Annotated in this window: 17 protein-coding genes and 1 tRNA gene; 9 read left to right on the top strand and 9 right to left on the bottom strand. The window is 64.9% G+C overall.

Going from position 1 to position 17059, the window contains the following annotated elements; all coding sequences use genetic code 11:
- Positions 1-36 precede the first annotated feature (36 nt).
- The 4 genes from rpsM (at position 37) to rplQ (ending at position 2537) form a co-directional block, all read left to right on the top strand.
- Complete coding sequence (rpsM, locus tag ALII_RS0100835) at positions 37-405, top strand: 30S ribosomal protein S13 (protein WP_024585445.1); 369 nt, start codon at positions 37-39, stop codon at positions 403-405.
- 162 nt (positions 406-567) lie between these two features.
- Positions 568-957, top strand: a complete 390-nt coding sequence (gene rpsK / locus ALII_RS0100840; protein ID WP_024585446.1) for a 30S ribosomal protein S11 — start codon at positions 568-570, stop codon at positions 955-957.
- Between the two features lie 99 nt (positions 958-1056).
- Entirely contained in the window at positions 1057-2067 is a 1011-nt protein-coding gene (locus ALII_RS0100845; protein ID WP_024585447.1) for a DNA-directed RNA polymerase subunit alpha, read from the top strand.
- A 38-nt stretch (positions 2068-2105) separates the two neighbouring features.
- A complete protein-coding gene (gene rplQ / locus ALII_RS0100850) occupies positions 2106-2537 on the top strand; it encodes a 50S ribosomal protein L17 (protein WP_024585448.1) in 432 nt (143 codons plus the stop codon).
- Between the two features lie 79 nt (positions 2538-2616).
- Here rplQ and ALII_RS0100855 read toward each other — a convergent pair whose 3' ends face one another.
- From ALII_RS0100855 to map, 4 genes are all read right to left on the bottom strand, one after another.
- Positions 2617-3834 carry an MFS transporter gene (locus ALII_RS0100855; RefSeq protein ID WP_024585449.1) on the bottom strand — a complete coding sequence of 406 codons (1218 nt, stop codon included), beginning with the start codon at positions 3832-3834 and terminating at the stop codon, positions 2617-2619.
- Between the two features lie 29 nt (positions 3835-3863).
- Entirely contained in the window at positions 3864-4214 is a 351-nt protein-coding gene (locus ALII_RS0100860; RefSeq protein WP_024585450.1) for a DMT family protein, read from the bottom strand.
- Positions 4215-4306: 92 nt separating this feature from the next.
- Positions 4307-5095 carry a DNA repair protein RadC gene (radC, locus tag ALII_RS0100865; protein ID WP_024585451.1) on the bottom strand — a complete coding sequence of 263 codons (789 nt, stop codon included), beginning with the start codon at positions 5093-5095 and terminating at the stop codon, positions 4307-4309.
- Between the two features lie 10 nt (positions 5096-5105).
- Entirely contained in the window at positions 5106-5930 is an 825-nt protein-coding gene (map, locus tag ALII_RS0100870) for a type I methionyl aminopeptidase (RefSeq protein ID WP_024585452.1), read from the bottom strand.
- Positions 5931-6084: 154 nt separating this feature from the next.
- Between map and ALII_RS0100875 the strand changes: the two genes are divergently transcribed.
- Positions 6085-7221 (top strand): FAD-dependent oxidoreductase, encoded by a 1137-nt coding sequence (locus ALII_RS0100875; protein WP_024585453.1) that lies wholly within the window; start codon positions 6085-6087, stop codon positions 7219-7221.
- Between the two features lie 12 nt (positions 7222-7233).
- Here the strand turns inward: ALII_RS0100875 and ALII_RS0100880 are convergent.
- The 3 genes from ALII_RS0100880 to phaC form a co-directional block, all read right to left on the bottom strand.
- Positions 7234-7308 (bottom strand) — tRNA-Glu (locus ALII_RS0100880).
- A 110-nt stretch (positions 7309-7418) separates the two neighbouring features.
- On the bottom strand, positions 7419-8558 hold the full coding sequence (locus tag ALII_RS0100885) for a D-Ala-D-Ala carboxypeptidase family metallohydrolase (RefSeq protein ID WP_244437238.1): 1140 nt from the start codon (positions 8556-8558) through the stop codon (positions 7419-7421).
- 274 nt (positions 8559-8832) lie between these two features.
- Complete coding sequence (phaC, locus tag ALII_RS0100890; RefSeq protein WP_024585455.1) at positions 8833-10656, bottom strand: class I poly(R)-hydroxyalkanoic acid synthase; 1824 nt, start codon at positions 10654-10656, stop codon at positions 8833-8835.
- A gap of 102 nt (positions 10657-10758) precedes the next feature.
- On the opposite strand from phaC, the gene ALII_RS0100895 reads away from it, so the two are divergent.
- From ALII_RS0100895 to recJ, 4 genes are all read left to right on the top strand, one after another.
- Entirely contained in the window at positions 10759-11088 is a 330-nt protein-coding gene (locus ALII_RS0100895; RefSeq protein ID WP_024585456.1) for a hypothetical protein, read from the top strand.
- Between the two features lie 80 nt (positions 11089-11168).
- Positions 11169-12386 (top strand): LL-diaminopimelate aminotransferase, encoded by a 1218-nt coding sequence (locus tag ALII_RS0100900; protein WP_024585457.1) that lies wholly within the window; start codon positions 11169-11171, stop codon positions 12384-12386.
- Positions 12387-12425: 39 nt separating this feature from the next.
- On the top strand, positions 12426-13739 hold the full coding sequence (locus ALII_RS0100905) for a homoserine dehydrogenase (RefSeq protein ID WP_024585458.1): 1314 nt from the start codon (positions 12426-12428) through the stop codon (positions 13737-13739).
- 19 nt (positions 13740-13758) lie between these two features.
- The gene (gene recJ, locus ALII_RS0100910; RefSeq protein WP_024585459.1) at positions 13759-15540 is read left to right on the top strand and encodes a single-stranded-DNA-specific exonuclease RecJ; all 1782 of its coding nucleotides are present in this window, start codon (positions 13759-13761) and stop codon (positions 15538-15540) included.
- On the opposite strand, the gene ALII_RS0100915 is transcribed toward recJ, so the two are convergent.
- Complete coding sequence (locus tag ALII_RS0100915; protein ID WP_024585460.1) at positions 15537-16514, bottom strand: patatin family protein; 978 nt, start codon at positions 16512-16514, stop codon at positions 15537-15539. The two genes, recJ and ALII_RS0100915, sit on opposite strands and share 4 nt — an antisense overlap.
- Positions 16515-16597: 83 nt before the next feature.
- The gene (gene hisI, locus ALII_RS0100920) at positions 16598-17038 is read right to left on the bottom strand and encodes a phosphoribosyl-AMP cyclohydrolase (RefSeq protein WP_024585461.1); all 441 of its coding nucleotides are present in this window, start codon (positions 17036-17038) and stop codon (positions 16598-16600) included.
- Positions 17039-17059: the final 21 nt, after the last annotated feature.

A 17059-nucleotide genomic window follows, 5' to 3' on the forward strand; every position in this document is an offset into this window, starting at 1 on the left:
AATTTCGGCAAAAGCCGACCCGAGATGGAGAAGAAGATGGCCCGTATAGCTGGCGTCAACATTCCGACCAACAAGCGCGTCATCATCGCGCTTCAGTACATTCACGGCATCGGCGCGAAGTTCGCTTCCGAGATCGTCGAGAAGGTCGGCATTCCCGTCGATCGTCGCGTCAATCAGCTCACCGACGCCGAAGTGCTGCAGATCCGCGAAGCGATCGACCGCGACTACAAGGTCGAGGGCGATCTGCGCCGCGAAGTCTCGATGAACATCAAGCGTCTGATGGACCTGGGCTGCTACCGCGGCCTGCGCCACCGTCGTTCGCTGCCGGTTCGCGGCCAGCGCACGCACACCAACGCCCGCACCCGCAAGGGTCCGGCGAAGGCCATTCAGGGCAAGAAGAAGTAATTCGGAGGTGAGTAGGGGAGTAGGGGAGTAAGGGAGTATGTGTTGACGTTCCGGCCAGGCCGCGACGTTCCACCTACTCCCCTAACGACCTACTCCCTTACTCCCCTTCCAAGGTGGAGCCGCTGGCATTACGGCGGCGAAGAGATCATCGAAAGGAAGACCATGGCCAAGGAAGCCGGACGCGTCCGCCGTCGCGAACGCAAGAACATCTCGACGGGCATCGCGCACGTCAACTCGACCTTCAACAACACCATGATCACCATCACCGACGCGCAGGGCAATGCGATTGCCTGGTCGTCGGCCGGTGCCCAGGGCTTCAAGGGTTCGCGCAAGTCGACCCCGTTCGCCGCGCAGGTCGCTGCCGAAGATTGCGCCAAGAAGGCGCAGGAGCACGGCATGCGCACGCTCGAGGTCGAGGTCTGCGGCCCCGGTTCGGGTCGTGAATCGGCTCTTCGCGCGCTGCAGGCCGCGGGCTTCATGATCACGTCCATCCGCGACGTGACGCCGATCCCGCACAATGGTTGCCGCCCACGCAAGAAGCGCCGCGTCTAATTCATCATCAGCGCATGAGCGCCGTTCGCGGCGCTCCTCTGCGTTTTCCAGATTGCCCGTCACGATTGGATGGTGGCGGGGAAACGGAAGGAAACCGGAATGATCCAGAAAAACTGGCAGGAACTCATCAAGCCGAACAAGGTCGAGTTCAAGTCCAAGGGCCGCACCATGACCACGCTCGTCGCCGAGCCGTTGGAGCGTGGTTTCGGCCTGACGCTCGGCAACGCGCTTCGCCGCGTGCTTCTGTCGTCGCTGCGCGGTGCGGCCGTCACGGCCGTCCAGATCGACGGCGTGCTGCATGAATTTTCGTCGATCGCGGGCGTCCGCGAGGACGTGACCGACATCGTTCTCAACATCAAGGAAATCGCCATCCGCATGGAAGGCGAGGGCCCCAAGCGTATGGTCGTGCGCAAGCAGGGTCCGGGCGTCGTCGTTGCCGGCGATATCCAGACCGTGGGCGATGTCGAGATCCTGAACCCCGACCACGTGATCTGCACGCTCGACGAGGGCGCGGAGATCCGCATGGAGTTCACGGTCGACGCGGGCAAGGGCTACGTGCCTGCCGAACGCAACCGCGCCGAAGACGCGCCGATCGGGCTCATCCCGGTCGACAGCCTCTACTCGCCGGTCCGCAAGGTGTCGTACAAGGTCGAGAACACCCGCGAGGGCCAGGTTCTCGATTATGACAAGCTCACCATGCAGCTCGAGACGGACGGTTCGATCTCCGGCGAGGACGCCGTGGCTTTCGCTGCGCGCATCCTGCAGGACCAGCTCGGCCTCTTCGTCAATTTCGAGGAGCCGCAGAAGGAAGTCGCTTCGGAGCAGGTCACCGAGCTCGCCTTCAACCCGGCGCTCCTGAAGAAGGTCGACGAGCTGGAGCTTTCGGTCCGCTCGGCCAACTGCCTGAAGAACGACAACATCGTCTATATCGGCGACCTGATCCAGAAGACGGAGGCGGAAATGCTCCGCACGCCGAATTTCGGACGCAAGTCGTTGAACGAGATCAAGGAAGTTCTTGCCTCGATGGGTCTCCATCTGGGCATGGAAGTGGCCGACTGGCCACCGGAGAACATCGACGATCTCGCCAAGCGCTACGAAGATCAGTATTGAGGCTTTGTGCCTCGCATCAAATGTGAAGGAGCAAGCTCATGCGCCACGGAAATTCCGGCCGTAAGCTGAACCGTACCGCCAGCCACCGCAAGGCCATGTTCGCCAACATGGCTGCGTCCCTCATCGAGCACGAGCAGATCGTGACGACCCTGCCGAAGGCGAAGGAACTTCGCCCGATCGTGGAAAAGCTCGTCACGCTCGGCAAGCGCGGTGACCTGCACGCCCGTCGTCAGGTCATCTCGTCGACCCGTTCGGAAGCCGCTGCCAAGCGTCTCTTCGACGACATCGCGCCGCGCTATGCCGACCGTCACGGCGGCTATTTGCGCATCATGAAGGCCGGCTTCCGCCACGGCGACAACGCCGCCATGGCCGTCATCGAGTTCGTCGATCGCGACGTCGACGCCAAGGGCGCCGCCGACCGCGCCCGCGTCGAGGCTGAAGAAGCCAACCGCGAGAGCGAAGCCGCATAAGCCACGGCCCTCGGGTCGATCGCATATAAAAAAACCCGCCGAGCGATCGGCGGGTTTTTTGCGTTTCGGCAATGGTCGGCTACGCGGTAGCGGCGTAGGCGCGGCCTTCCATGCGCGATCCGACCGCCCAGAATAGCAGCGCCACAGTCGCCACCGCGGCGAGCACCAGGAACGCATTCGCATAGCCGTAGTGCGCGGCGACATACCCGCCCAGCGCCGGGCTGAGGGCCGAGCCGACATTGTGCATGGTCATCACGCCGCCTATGCCAAGATTGACGTGCCCCGTTCCGCGCAGGATGCGCGCGACCATGCCGGGCGTCGCGACGCCGAGGAGGCCCGCGCCGACGCCGTCCAGCATCTGGACGGGAATCAGCGCCCACGGATTGTCCCAGTAGCCGGCGATGAGACCGCGGATGGGAAGCGCGATCAGGGCCACCATGACGACGATGCCAAAACCGCGCCGTTGCGCGACCCACGCGGCGAGGAGCGCCATCGGGATCATCGTTCCCTGCGCGATGATGATGGTCGCCGATGTGTACGCGCTCGGATCGGCGAGCCCCTGCGAGACGACCGATTGCGACAGCAGCGGCAGCATCGCGGCATTGCCGAAATGAAAGAGGAAGATTGTGATGCCGAACACAACGAGCGCGCGGGATTTCAGCAACATGCCGATGCTGGAGGGTTCGCGGTTCTGGTGCTGCGCGGATGGCTCAAGGCCGCGCGCCACGTCGTGGTCGATCTCGGACGGCTCGATCATGTAGACGCTGACGATCGAGGCGATCGCCAGGATGATCATCAGGACGAAGACCGCGATCAGGCCGAAGACATAGCCGAACGCGCCGGCGAGGATTGCCGAGACCACGTTTCCGCCGTGGTTCCAGGCCTGGTTCCGGCCGAGCTGGTGGGCAAGGCCGGTCTGGCCCACCAGTCCAAGCGTCAGCCCGGCAATGGCGGGCGCGATGATCGCCGCGAAAACGCTGGTGCCGATCTGCGACCCCGCGACGACCCAGAAGTTGGTGCTGATGAGCAGCGCCAGTGTTCCGAGGATAATCAGACCCGCCGCAGCGGCGATTATGGTGCGCTTGAACCGCGTCGCGTCGACGAGCGCGCCGAGCGGCGTCGTCGCCAGCATGCCGGCCAGGCCGCCAAGCGTCATGACATAGCCGATCTCGTCGGCCGCCCAGCCATGGCCGATGAGGAAGACGCCGAGAAAAGGGCCGAGTCCGTCGCGGACGTCGGCGAGGAAGAAATTCATGGCGCTGAGCGCCCGGATGGAGCGTCGTGAGGGGTTCTGCATTGCGAATGTCCCTTCGGCCCGGCGGCGTCTTAGCCGATCGGTCCCTTGAAGATGAAGAAGGCTCCCGCGCAGATGAGCGCGAAGCCGACGAGGTGATTGAGGGTGAGCTGTTCGCCGAGGTAGAAGACCGAGAAGACGGCGAAGACGGTCAGGGTCAGGACTTCCTGGATGGTCTTCAGTTCAGCGGCAGAGTAGACCGCATGCCCGTAGCGGTTGGCGGGCACCGCGAAGCAGTACTCCGCAAGCGCTATCAGCCAGCTCACGCCGATGACGATGAGCAAGGGCTTTCCGGGATATTTCAGGTGACCGTACCAGGCGAACGTCATGAAGACGTTGGAGATGGCCAGGAGGCCGATCGGCATCAGATAGGCAAATGACATGGCGGCATGTTCCGATTCGGAAGATGCCCGTCATTAGTCCCTGGTCGCCAAACCTGCTTTGAACCCGCGTTGAACGGAAACCAAACGCCAGGTCAGAAAAGCCGCAGGCTCTTCATGCTCGCATGCCCGTTTCGACCGATGATGATGTGATCATGCACCGCGACGCCCAGCGGCTTGGCCGCATCGGCGATCGTCTTGGTCATCTCGATGTCCGCGCGCGATGGCGTCGGGTCGCCGGATGGGTGGTTGTGGACGAGGATGATCGCGCTTGCCGAAAGCTCCAGCGCGCGTTTGACCACTTCGCGCGGATAGACGGGCGTGTGGTCGATCGTGCCGGTCTGCTGCACCTCGTCGGCAATCAGAACGTTCTTCTTGTCGAGAAAAAGAATACGGAACTGCTCGCGCGTCTCGAAAGCCATCGCGGCTCTGCAATAGTCGATCACCTGGTTCCACGATCCGAGCAGTTCGCGTTTGCCGACTTGGCCTTTGGCGAAGAGGCCCCCGGCGGCGGCGACGAGCTTCAGGTCCAGCGCGGTCGATGCGCCGACGCCCTTGACCTCCGCAAGTAGCGCAGCATCGGCGCCCAGCACTTCGGCGAAAGAGCCGAACCGTGCTATGAGCGCCTTGGCCGTGCCCTTGGTGTCGGCACGCGGAATGGAACGGAACAGCAGGAGTTCGAGCAGCTCATAATCGGCGAGGCCCGCCGCGCCGCCCTGTTCGAAACGCCCACGCAGCCGGTCGCGATGGCCATGATAGTGCGGCTTCTCGGCCGTCCTGCGGGCAGCCTCGGGCAGCGGCGGGATCGGAACGCCCTCGATGGCGTCGGTGAGCGGGCGTTCGGCGAAGAAACCACGCTCGTCCTCGCCCTCCGCGTCGCCCATGCGCCGGTCCTCAGCTCAGGCCGGGACGGTCGAGCCCAGCGGGCGACAGCGAAAAGATTTCGCAGCCATCCTTCGTCACGCCGACCGTGTGCTCGTACTGGGCCGAAAGCGAGCGGTCGCGCGTAACGGCGGTCCAGCCGTCGGACAGAACCTTCACATGCGGGCGGCCGAGATTGATCATCGGCTCGATGGTGAAGATCATGCCTTCGCGCATCTCCACCCCCTCGTTAGAGTTGCCGTAGTGCAGGATGTTCGGTGCGTCGTGAAAGAGCCGCCCGACGCCATGCCCGCAGAAATCGCGCACCACCGAGCAGCGCTCCGCCTCGGCGAAGGACTGGATCGCCGCGCCGATCGCGCCGGTTCGTGCGCCCGGCTTCACGGCGGCGATGCCACGCATCAGGCATTCATGCGTGACCTCGAGCAGTCTCTCGGCGGCGCGCTTGATCTGCCCGACCGGATACATGCGGCTCGAATCGCCGTGCCAGCCATCGACGATGTACGTCACGTCGATATTGACGATGTCGCCTTCGCGCAGCGGCTTGGCGTCGGGAATGCCGTGGCAGACGACATGGTTGATCGAGGTGCAGGAGGCCTTGGTATAGCCGCGATAGTTGAGCGTCGCCGGCAGTGCGCCGTGATCCAAGCCGAATTCGAAGACGAAGCGGTCGATGGTTTCGGTCGTCACGCCCGGCTCGACCATCGATGCCAGTTCGTCGAGGCAGCGCGCGGTGAGCAGGCACGCCTTGCGCATGCCGGCAAAGGCGTCTTCATTGTAGAGCCGGATCTGGCCGGTGTTGCCCAGAGGGGCCGTCTCCGCGTCGAGATAGGTGACCATTTGCCGTTTACCCGCGGGCTTGTCGTCTGATTTCGGATCAGGACAGACTTGGCATCAAGCGCGGCGGCATTCAACCCCTTGGCGTGTCGAGTTCGCCGGTCTGGAGCTTGCATTGCCGGCGCCTGCGGCTAAGCCGGTCGAAAAGGAGCATGCCATGGCCGAACATTCCAGTTTCGACATCTGCGTCATCGGAGCCGGTATCGCCGGCGCGTCCGTGGCGGCAGAGCTGGCCGACAAGGCACGCGTCCTTCTCGTCGAGCGCGAGAGCCAGCCGGGCTACCATACGACCGGCCGCTCGGCGGCGCTCTTTTCCACCACTTACGGTCCCAATGTCATCCGGGCGCTGTCGCGTGCCTCCGAAGCCTTCTACAACGATCCGCCCGAAGGTTTCGACCGCCCGCTTCTCACGCCCCGGGGGGCGCTGATGATCGCACGCGACGACCAGATGGAAAGCCTCGACGCGCTCCAGCGCGAGTTGGCCGGCGCGGCGGGCGTCGAACGCCTCGACGGGGCCGCGGCACGCGCGCTCGTCCCGCTTCTTCGCAGCGGTCATGTCGCAGCGGCCATCTTCGAGCATTTCGCGCAGGACATCGACGTGCATGCCCTCCATCAAGGCTATCTGCGCCAGTTCCGCACCCGTGGCGGCAGCTTCGTCACCAGCGCAGCCGTCGATGCGATCGGGCGCGGCAGTGGCGGCTGGACGATCGAGGCCGGGTCGAATGCTTTCCAGGCCACCACCATCGTCAACGCGGCCGGCGCGTGGGGCGATGTTGTCGCCGAGACGGCAGGGATAGCCCCCGTCGGTCTCGTGCCGAAGCGCCGCACCGCGGCGATGATCGCGCTGCCGGAGGGCACGAACGCGCATCACTGGCCGATGGTCATCGATATCGACGAGGAATTCTACGCCAAGCCCGATGCCGGGCGGCTCCTGATCTCGCCCGCCGACGAAACGCCGTCTGAGCCTTGCGACGCGCAGCCGGACGAGTACGACGTGGCCGTGGCGGTCGACCGCGTCGAAACCGCATTCGATATCCAGGTGCGGCGGATCGAAAACAAGTGGGCAGGTCTGCGCACTTTCGCGGCCGACAAGAACCCGGTCGTCGGGTGGGGCGACGCGGAACGAAGCTTCTTCTGGCTGGCGGGGCAGGGCGGCTACGGCATCCAGACGGCGCCCGCACTGGCAAAGCTTGCTGCCGCGCTCATCCTCGGCACCGCGCCCGAACGCGCGATCATGGACCACGGCATCGACCTGGAATCGATGTCGCCTGGCCGCGCTACGCTTCGCAAATGAGAAGAGGGGTGTTGGTACGCCCAAGGGGAATCGAACCCCTGTTTGCGCCGTGAAAGGGCGCCGTCCTAACCGCTAGACGATGGGCGCGTACAACGAGGCGGTTTATAATAAGCTTCGCCGGAACGCACAACCCGGCAGCACCGGTTTTTCCAACTTTTTGTCCTGAAATGCGCGTTACGCAACGTCGCGACGAGCGATCAGCCGCGTCGGCGGCAACGCCAGTTCCAGTCGCGTTCGGGTCCGACGTCCACATGCACGGATTCAGTGTGGCAATAGGTTCCTACACCGCCGCGTCCGGGCATCGAGCGCACATATTCGGCAAGCGTCCATTTGCTGACGCCGGCGACCTGGATGTCGGCGGCAGCGCAAGCCATGTGCAGCGAATTGCGCGCGCCGCGGGCACGCCGGTTGCGTTCGGCGCTGCGGAAGCCCGAAGTAATGACAACCTTCTGGCCGAACCGGCTTTCGATCGACTTCAGGACGCGTACGAGGGACGGGCGCAGGCACGAGACGTCGACGTCGTCATGCTGCTTCATGAGGCCGTTCGGGGCGAGCCGCGCTAGGCCCGGCGCATACGCGACCTGATAAAGTCCGCCATCTTCGTTCAGGTCGATGTCGCTGTCGTCGTCGATGCCGTTCCGACGCGTGATTTCGAACAGGTTCGCATTGTCGCGTACGCCGGGCAGGGCGTTCTCGCTGATCGAGGCGGTGCTGATCATCACCGGTCGGGACTGCTTCGTTGCCGTGGAAACCGGCGCGCGATTGGCTTCCAGGTCGATGATCGGCTTCGGTGCCTCGACCGCCTGCTGGGCGGGAGCGGGAGCCTGCTGGGGCACGATCGGCGAAGGTGCGGACTGGGCTGGTTGCTGGGAGAAGAAGGCTGACAGGAAACCGCGCTTTTGCGGCTCGGGAGCTGCGGTGGGCGCCGGCTGGACGGCGACTTCCGGCTCGGCCGTGGGCGCAGGTTCGGTCGTTGCCGAGAGCGCATCTGCGTCGGCGGGTTCATTCGTCGCGGCGGCGGCAACCTGCGCCTCGCCATCTGCGGGCGTGGTGGCCGGATCGGCGCTCGTGGCGATTTCGCGATTGGTCATCGTCGGGACGGAAGCGATCTCTTCGGGAAGGCTCGGGTCGGTCTCGTCGAACACGAAGCTCGGCGCTGCCTCGGTTGCGGCAACATCGGTCGCGGTCGCAGAAGCTTCGCCAGTGGCTGCCGCGACGGTGGGCTGCGCGGCCTGCGGCATGGCAACGCCAGTCGCGCCATATTGTGGATTGAAGCCGAACATCGCCATGTCGGTGTCGGATGTCGCCGAACAGGAAGCGAGAAGGGTCGCAGTCAACGCTGCAAGCACAGCACGATTGAGGGCGCTATGGCGGCGCGAACCTTCTGCAGACAATGCGTGTCCCCTTGGTGCGTCTCGTTGGGGCTGGCTTTCGCGTCGAAACAAGCGAGCGCAAAGCATCCGGCCGGGTCGAGACCTATCGGAATTGACTGTCGAGCACAACACCCGACCCGCGCAGCGGCCTTGCCGTGTCAAGCCGCCGAATCATTGGATTCACAACTTGGCGCCTGCGCCGATCGTCGCGGAGTATTGGTGAATTCGTGCCGTCTGTCTACACCCGCACCCTGACGTAATCCCCAGGTGCGTCAGCTAGAACCTCGGTATTTTTCCCGATTTTCCGCGCTTTGGCCGTCTTGTCGTCCTGCGTGCGAATCCAGGTGTCCCAATGCGGCCACCACGAGCCCGGTGTTTCGGTCGCCTTCGCGACCCAGTCGTCGAAATCACCTTTGGGCGCGTCGCCGGACCAGAACTGGTACTTCCCGGCAGCGGGCGGGTTGACGACGCCTGCGATGTGGCCGGACCCCGCCATGACATAGTCGACCTCTCCGCCGAAAAGGGCGCTGCCGACGAAGACCGACTTCGCAGGCGCGATATGGTCTTCCTTCGTCGCCAGATTGTAGATCGGGATCTTCACATCCTTGAGCGACAGCGTCTTGCCGGCGAGCTTCATCTTGCCGGTCGCCAGATTGTTCTCGAGATAGCAGTTGCGCAGGTAGAAGGAGTGGTTGGCCGCGCTCATGCGCGTCGAATCGGAATTCCAGTAGAGAAGATCGAACGGCATCGGCGTCTTGCCGCGCATGTAGTTGTTGACGACGTAGGGCCAGATCAAATCGCCTGCGCGCAGCATGTTGAATGCCGTCGCCATCTTGGTGCCGTCGAGATAGCCGCGCGTTTCCATTGCGCGTTCGAGCGCGCCGATCTGCTCCTCGTCGACGAAGACCTTGAGGTCGCCGGCATGGGTGAAGTCGACCTGCGTGGTGAAGAAGGTCGCGGTGGCGATGCGCTTTTCGCCCTGCTTGGCGAACAGTGCGAGCGCAGCCGCGAGCAGCGTGCCGCCGACGCAATAGCCGATCGCGTTGACCTGCTTTTCGCCGGTCGCCTTCTCGACCGTATCGAGGGCGAACTGGACGCCGTCGCGGATATATTCCTCCCAGCCGGTGCGCGCATGCCGCTCATCAGGGTTGACCCACGAGATCACGAAGACCGTGTGCCCCTGTTCGACCGCCCAGCGGATGAAGGATTTCTCCGGGTTGAGATCGAGGATGTAGAACTTGTTGATCCAGGGCGGGCAGATGAGGAGAGGGCGCTTCAGCACGTCCTTCGTCGCCGGCTCGTACTGGATGATCTCGGCGACGTCGGAGCGCGCGACCACCTTTCCCGGCGTCGTCGCGATGTTCTTGCCGATCTCGAAGCGCGACGCGTCGGACTGGCGCAGCTTGAGGTCGCCCTTGCCGGCCGCGATGTCCTCGGCCAACATCTTCAGGCCGCGCACGAGGTTCGCGCCGTTGCTCGACACCGTCTCGCGGAACAGTTCCGGGTTCGTCAGGATGAAGTTCGAGGGCGATATGGCGTGGCTGATCTGCTTGACGTAAAAGCCTGCCTTGTGGCGCGTATGCTCGTCCAGCCCGTCCGCATGCTCGACCAGGTCGTTCGCCCAGCGCGAGGTCACGAGATAGGTCTGTTTCAGGAAGTCGAAAAAGGCGTTCCGGCCCCAGTCGGGGTCCTTGAAGCGCTTGTCGGGTGCTTCTGGCGCGGCAGGGGCGTCGGGATCGGCGATCTTCGCCATCGACCGCGTCCACGCTTCCATGTAGCCCGAATAAAGTCGCGTCTGCGCTTCCAGCGCGCGCGACGGGTCGGACAGCCAGTATTCGGTGAGCCTGGAGAAGGTCTTGACCATGTCGGCCATCGGCTCAGCCACCGTGTCGCGAACTTCGCCGGCCTCGCGCGGTGCCGTCCATGCAGCCGCCACCTTTCCGGCCTCTTCCATCATGTGGGAGACGTTGACCGCGAACTCCTCGGGGTCCTTGACGAGGTAGTCCTCGATACCCGGAGCGTCCGCCTTCTGCGTACCTTGCGTCGTCTTGGGGCCGGCCATGATTTTTGCGCTTCCTCCCGGCGGCATTTTCTTTACAGACTAACACGATGGGACGCGGGCGGTCCAACGAATGCAACCGCCCGAAGGACGGAAAGAGGAAGAATGGCCGGTCATCTCATTTCGAAGCTTTCGGGCGCGGCGGCGGCCCTCGCCGTTGCCCTTTCTGCGTGCGCCGCCCCGCAGGCCGACCCGGGCGTGTCCGCCTCGACAGCCTCGGTCGGATCGGGCGTCTATCCCAATCTCAACGTTCCGCTGCAGCCGGCGACGGCCCAGATCACGCCCGCGGAACGCGCCGCGACCGCCGACGAACTGCGCGCCCGCCGCGACAGTCAGGCCGCGACCGATTCGGCGCCGGCCTCTTCGGCGGCGCAATTGCGCCGGATCGGCAGCTCGCATGCACAGGGCGCGATCAGCCGCATCGAACGCAACTGACGACGGTCGGCCGTCTCGACCGTCGCCCTGAAACTGTGTATAGCCGCCACCATTCCCTCTAGCCGCGCCGGGTTTGCCCAATGGAAGAGTTTCACAAGGTCCGCCGTCTTCCGCCTTACGTGTTCGAGCAGGTCAACCGGCTGAAGGCCTCGGCCCGCGCCAAGGGCGCCGACATCATCGATCTGGGGATGGGCAATCCCGACCTGCCGACGCCGAAGGCGATCGTCGACAAGCTGGTCGACGTGGTGCGCGATCCGCGCACGCATCGCTATTCGTCCTCGCGCGGCATTCCCGGCCTGCGCCGCGCGCAGGCGAATTACTATGCGCGTCGTTTCGGCGTGAAGCTCAATGCCGACACGCAGATCGTCGCCACGCTCGGCTCCAAGGAAGGCTTCGCCAACATGGCGCAGGCGATCACCGCGCCCGGCGACGTGATCCTCTGCCCCAACCCGACCTATCCGATCCACGCCTTCGGCTTCATCATGTCGGGCGGTGTCATCCGCTCGATGCAGGTCGAGCCCGACAACGGCTTCATCCCGGCGCTCGAGCGCGCGATCAAGCACTCGATCCCCAAGCCGCTCGCGCTGATCATGAACTACCCGTCGAACCCGACGGCGCATGTCGCCTCGCTCGACTTCTACAAGGATGTCGTCGCCTTCGCCCGCAAGCACGACCTGATCATCCTGTCCGATCTCGCCTATGCCGAGATCTATTTCGACGGCGCGCCGCCGCCTTCTATCCTGCAGGTTCCAGGCGCGATGGACATCGCGGTCGAATTCACCTCGATGTCGAAGACCTTCTCCATGCCCGGCTGGCGCATGGGCTTTGCAGTCGGCAATGAGCGCCTGATCTCGGCCCTGACGCGCGTCAAATCCTATCTCGACTACGGCGCCTTCACGCCGATCCAGGTTGCGGCGACGGCAGCCCTCAACGGCGATGGCGCCGAGGTGGAGGAAGTCCGCAAGGTCTATCACCGCCGCCGCGACGTGATGGTCGATGCGTTCGGCCGCGCCGGCTGGACGATTCCGGCACCTGCCGCGACGATGTTCGCCTGGGCGCCGATCCCGGACCAATACAAGCATCTCGGCTCGCTGGAGTTTTCGAAGCTCCTCGTCGAAAAGGCCGATGTTGCCGTCGCGCCGGGCATCGGCTTCGGCGAACATGGCGACGACTATGTGCGCCTTGCGCTGGTCGAGAACGAGCATCGCATCCGCCAGGCGGCGCGCTCGATCAAGAAGTTCATGGGGGCCTCGGCTCCCGCGCCCGACAATGTGGTGCAGATCGGCGCCCGGCGCTGAGCAGGACGAAAACGGAATATTGAAAGGACGATTCGGGGCATGAGCGAAGCATTGCGTGTGGGTATCGCCGGTTTGGGTACGGTCGGCGCTTCGGTCGTCCGGCTGGTCACCGAGAGGGCGGCAGAACTCACCCGCCAGTGTGGCCGGCCGATCTCGATCGTCGCCGTCGCCGCACGTGACAGGACACGCGACCGCGGCATCTCGCTTGATGGCATGCAGTGGTTCGACGATCCGGTTGCGCTCGCCAAGTCGAAGGACATCGACGTCTTCGTCGAACTGATCGGCGGCGACGAAGGTCCGGCGCGCGAAGCGGTCAAGGCCGCGCTCGACGCCGGCCATCACGTTGTCACCGCCAACAAGGCGCTGCTGGCCAAGCACGGCCTCGCGCTTGCCGAGGCGGCCGAAAAGCGCGGCGTGCTCCTCAACTACGAGGCGGCGGTCGCCGGCGGAATTCCCGTCATCAAGACCATGCGCGAGGCGCTTGCCGGCAACACGGTGCTGCGCGTCTTCGGCATCCTCAACGGCACCTGCAACTACATCCTGACCCGCATGGAGGCCGAGGGCATCTCCTTCGAAGACTGCCTCGCCGACGCCCAGCGGCTCGGCTACGCAGAAGCGGACCCGACCTTCGACATCGAGGGCAACGACACCGCCCACAAGCTTGCGATCCTCACCAGCCTTGCCTTCGGCACCAAGATCGCCGCCGACGACATCTATATGGAAGGCATCTCGAACATCACGCAGGCGGACATCCGCGCCGCATCCGAGCTCGGCTACCGCATCAAGCTCCTCGGCGTCGCGCAGAAGACCGAGACCGGCATCGAGCAGCGCGTCCACCCGACCATGGTGCCGACCGCGTCGGTCATCGCGCAGGTCCACGGCGTCACCAACGCGGTCGCCATCGAGACCGACATTCTGGGCGAGCTGCTGCTCTCCGGCCCCGGCGCCGGCGGCAACGCCACCGCCTCGGCCGTCATCGGCGACATTGCCGACATTGCCAAGAGCCGTCCCGGCTTCCAGCACGGCCCCGTCTTCGGCCGCCCCGCCAAGGAACTCGCGCCGTGCAAGAAGGCGAAGATGCGCGCCCATGCCGGCGGCTATTTCATCCGCCTCACGGTGTACGACCGCACCGGCGTCTTCGCCGCACTCGCGCGCCGCATGGCCGACAACGACATTTCGCTGGAATCGATCGTGCAGCACTCCGACCGGGATGCCGGCGCGGACCGCAAGACCGTCATTCTCGTCACGCATGAGACGACGGAAGCGGCCGTGCGCAAGGCGATCGACGGGGTGACGAAGGATGGCCATCTCGTCGATATGCCGCAGGTCATCCGCATCGAGCGTGCCGGCTGATGGCGCACCGGGCAGCGCGTTGACCCTGGAGCGGCGGCACTTCTTCGACGTGCGCCGATCGGTGCGGGGGCTGGCCTGGGAACACCGGCTCGATCCGCGCCAGGAGAACATCGCCCTCGCCATCGCCCAGTCGCATGGCGTGCCGGACATAGTTGCGCGCGTGCTCGCCGCGCGCGGGGTCGGGCTCGACGAGACACCGCGCTTTCTCGATCCGACCATCCGCGACCTCCTTCCCGATCCCTCGTCGCTGACCGACATGGACAAGGCCGCCGAACGCATCGCAGACGCGGTCCAGCGCCGCGAACCGGTCGCGATCTTCGGCGACTACGACGTCGATGGCGCGTGCTCGTCGGCGCTGATGAAGCGCTATCTCGCGCATTTCGGCGTGCCGGCCGAAATCTACATCCCTGACCGCATCTTCGAAGGCTACGGCCCGAACCCCGACGCCATGCGTGACCTCGTTGCGCGTGGTGCGAAGTTGATCGTCACCGTCGACTGCGGCACCAACAGTGCGCCCTCCGTCGATGCCGCCAACGAGGCGGGCGCGGATGTCGTCGTCCTCGACCATCACCAGGTCGGCGGGCCACTTCCGGCCGCCATCGCCGTCGTCAATCCCAACCGCGAGGACGATTTGTCGGGGCAGGGGCATCTATGCGCGGCCGGCGTCGTCTTCGTCACGCTGGTGCGCGTTACCAGCATCCTGCGCACGCGCGGCCGCACCGATCTGCCCGACCTTCTGTCGATGCTCGATTTGGTCGCGCTGGCGACGGTCTGCGACGTCGTTCCGCTCATCGGGGTCAACCGGGCCTTCGTGGTGAAGGGGCTGGCCGCCGCGCGTCGGCTCGGCAATCCGGGCATCGCAGCTCTCGCGCGGGTCTCCAAGATCGGCGAGCCGCTCAATGTTTTCCATTTCGGCTTCATCATCGGCCCGCGCATCAATGCCGGCGGGCGCATCGGGGATGCGGCGCTCGGCTCGAAGCTCCTTGCCTGCGACGATCCCATTGAGGCCGGCACGATCGCCGAAACGCTTGACCGCCTGAACCAGGAGCGGCAAGCGATGGAAGCGGTGATGCTTCTCGATGCCAAGGCGCAGGCCGATGCCGAACTCGTCCATGGCGACGGGCCGGGCGTGCTGGTCGCCGTCAGCGACAACTGGCATCCCGGCATCGTCGGCCTTCTCGCCTCGCGGCTGAAGGACCATGCGCGCCGTCCCGCCTTTGCCATTTCGTTCAACGCGAACGGTGTCGGCAGCGGCTCGGGCCGCTCCGTGCCCGGCTTCGACCTCGGCCGTCTCGTGCGCGATGCGGTCGATGCCGGCCTGCTCGTCAAGGGCGGTGGCCACGCAATGGCCGCCGGCATCACGGTCAGGCGCGAGAAGCTCGGCGAATTGCGCGCCTTCTTCGAGGAACGAGCGGCTTCGCAGGTCAAGGATCTGCGCGAGGGTGAGACATTGAAGATCGACGCTGCGCTTTCCGCCGAGGGCGCACGTTTCGATCTCCTCGACGCGATGGAGACCGCAGGACCCTTCGGCGCCGGTCACCCCCAGCCCATCCTCGCCCTCCCGCGCCACCGCATCCTCGACGCGCGTGCCGTGGGCACCGGCCATCTGCGCGTCGAACTGGCATCGGAAATGGGTGGGCGTTTACAGGCCATGGCGTTTCGGTCGGCCGAGACCGACCTCGGCCATTTCCTGGCGACGTCACGCGGCCAGACGGTGCATGTCGCCGGCTCGATTGCGTCCAACTACTGGAACGGCTCGCGCTCCGTGCAGTTCAGGATTCTCGACGCGGCAAGGGCCTAGGCAAGCACGTTCTGCAGCCGGTCCAACTCGGCAAGCTGCGCACGCGTCGCGTCGTAGCCGAGCTTGATCAGTTCGTCGGCGCGGTGAAACTCCGTCAGCCCGATATGGCCGAGCTTGGGCTGCAGCGACAGGTCAGGCGGATCGCCGGCAAGGCGCGAACGCGAAATGCGGTCCTGGATGATGTTGAACGCCTCGACCATGACGCCGGTGATGCCGAGCCGCGCCTCGCGGTCGCGCGGGCCCTTGTCGACGATCAGCGGCGTCTTCTTTCCGTCGGCCATTTCCTCGCCATCCGCCGGCATGTCGGCCGAGTGCTTGATGACGGCGGCGCGGCCGAAAAGATCGTAGTGGAGGTTGACCGCGACGACGAGCGGCTGCTCGTGCGCGCGGCAGACGGAGACCGGCACCGGATTGACCAGCGCGCCGTCGACCAGCACGCGCTTGTTGCAAACGACCGGCTCGAACACGCCGGGCAGGGCATAGGACGCGCGCATCGCCGTGATCAGTGATCCGCTCGACAGCCAGATTTCGTGGCCGGTGCGGATTTCGGCCGCGACGCAGACGAAAGGACGCGGCAGATCGGCGAAGGTCAGGCCTTCCAGATGCTCCTGCATCCGCGCCGTCAGGCGCATCCCGCCGAGCAGGCCGGAGCCGCGCAGGTTGAAGTCGAGCAGGCCGAATATCCGTCGCTTCGTCAGCGAACGGGCGAAATCTTCCAGTTCGTCCAGCTTGCCGGCGAGATAGCAGCCGCCGACCAGTGCGCCGATCGAGGTTCCGGCGATCATGTTGATGCGAATGCCGGCTTCATCGAGCGCGCGCAGCACACCGATATGCGCCCAGCCACGTGCCGCGCCGCCGCCCAGCGCAAGCGCGACGCCCATCGGCTCCGGCCGTTCCGGAAGCTTGATCTCGGGCGAGGACGGCAGGGCTGCCCCTGCTTCCGGCTTGCTCATGAAGGACGCCCAGTCGAGCATCGGTTGCTCCATCTCAGATCGGGCCATACTGACAAGATATGGTATCCGAAGGATGAAGACGAGCGATGCGCCAGAGCAATCGCCTATTTGGTGTAGATGGTTCCGGGGTCGAATTTCGGCGCTGCGTCGATGACGAGACGAACGCCGCCATCCGCCTTCTCGGCCCTGCGATAAAAGCAAGAACGCCGCCCTGTGTGGCAGGTCGCATCGTGCCCGGCGACCTCGACGCGCAGCCATATCGCGTCCTGGTCGCAGTCCGTCCGCAGTTCGACGATCGTCTGCAAATTGCCGGACGTCTCGCCCTTTTTCCAGAGCTGGTTGCGCGAGCGCGACCAGTAATGCGCGATGCCCGTCTCCAGTGACAGCGCCAGCGCCTCGGCATTCATGTGCGCGACCATCAGCACCGTGCCCTCATGCGCATCGGTCACGACGGCGGTAATGAGGCCGGCAGCGTCGAAGCGCGGCGTGAAGGCGTCGCCCTCTTCGAGCGCCGCCTTGGAAGTCGGAGGCGATTGGAACTGCATGATATCCGTTGGGAATCGAGT

Source organism: Aliihoeflea sp. 2WW (assembly GCF_000497755.1).
Lineage (GTDB): Bacteria > Pseudomonadota > Alphaproteobacteria > Rhizobiales > Rhizobiaceae > Aliihoeflea.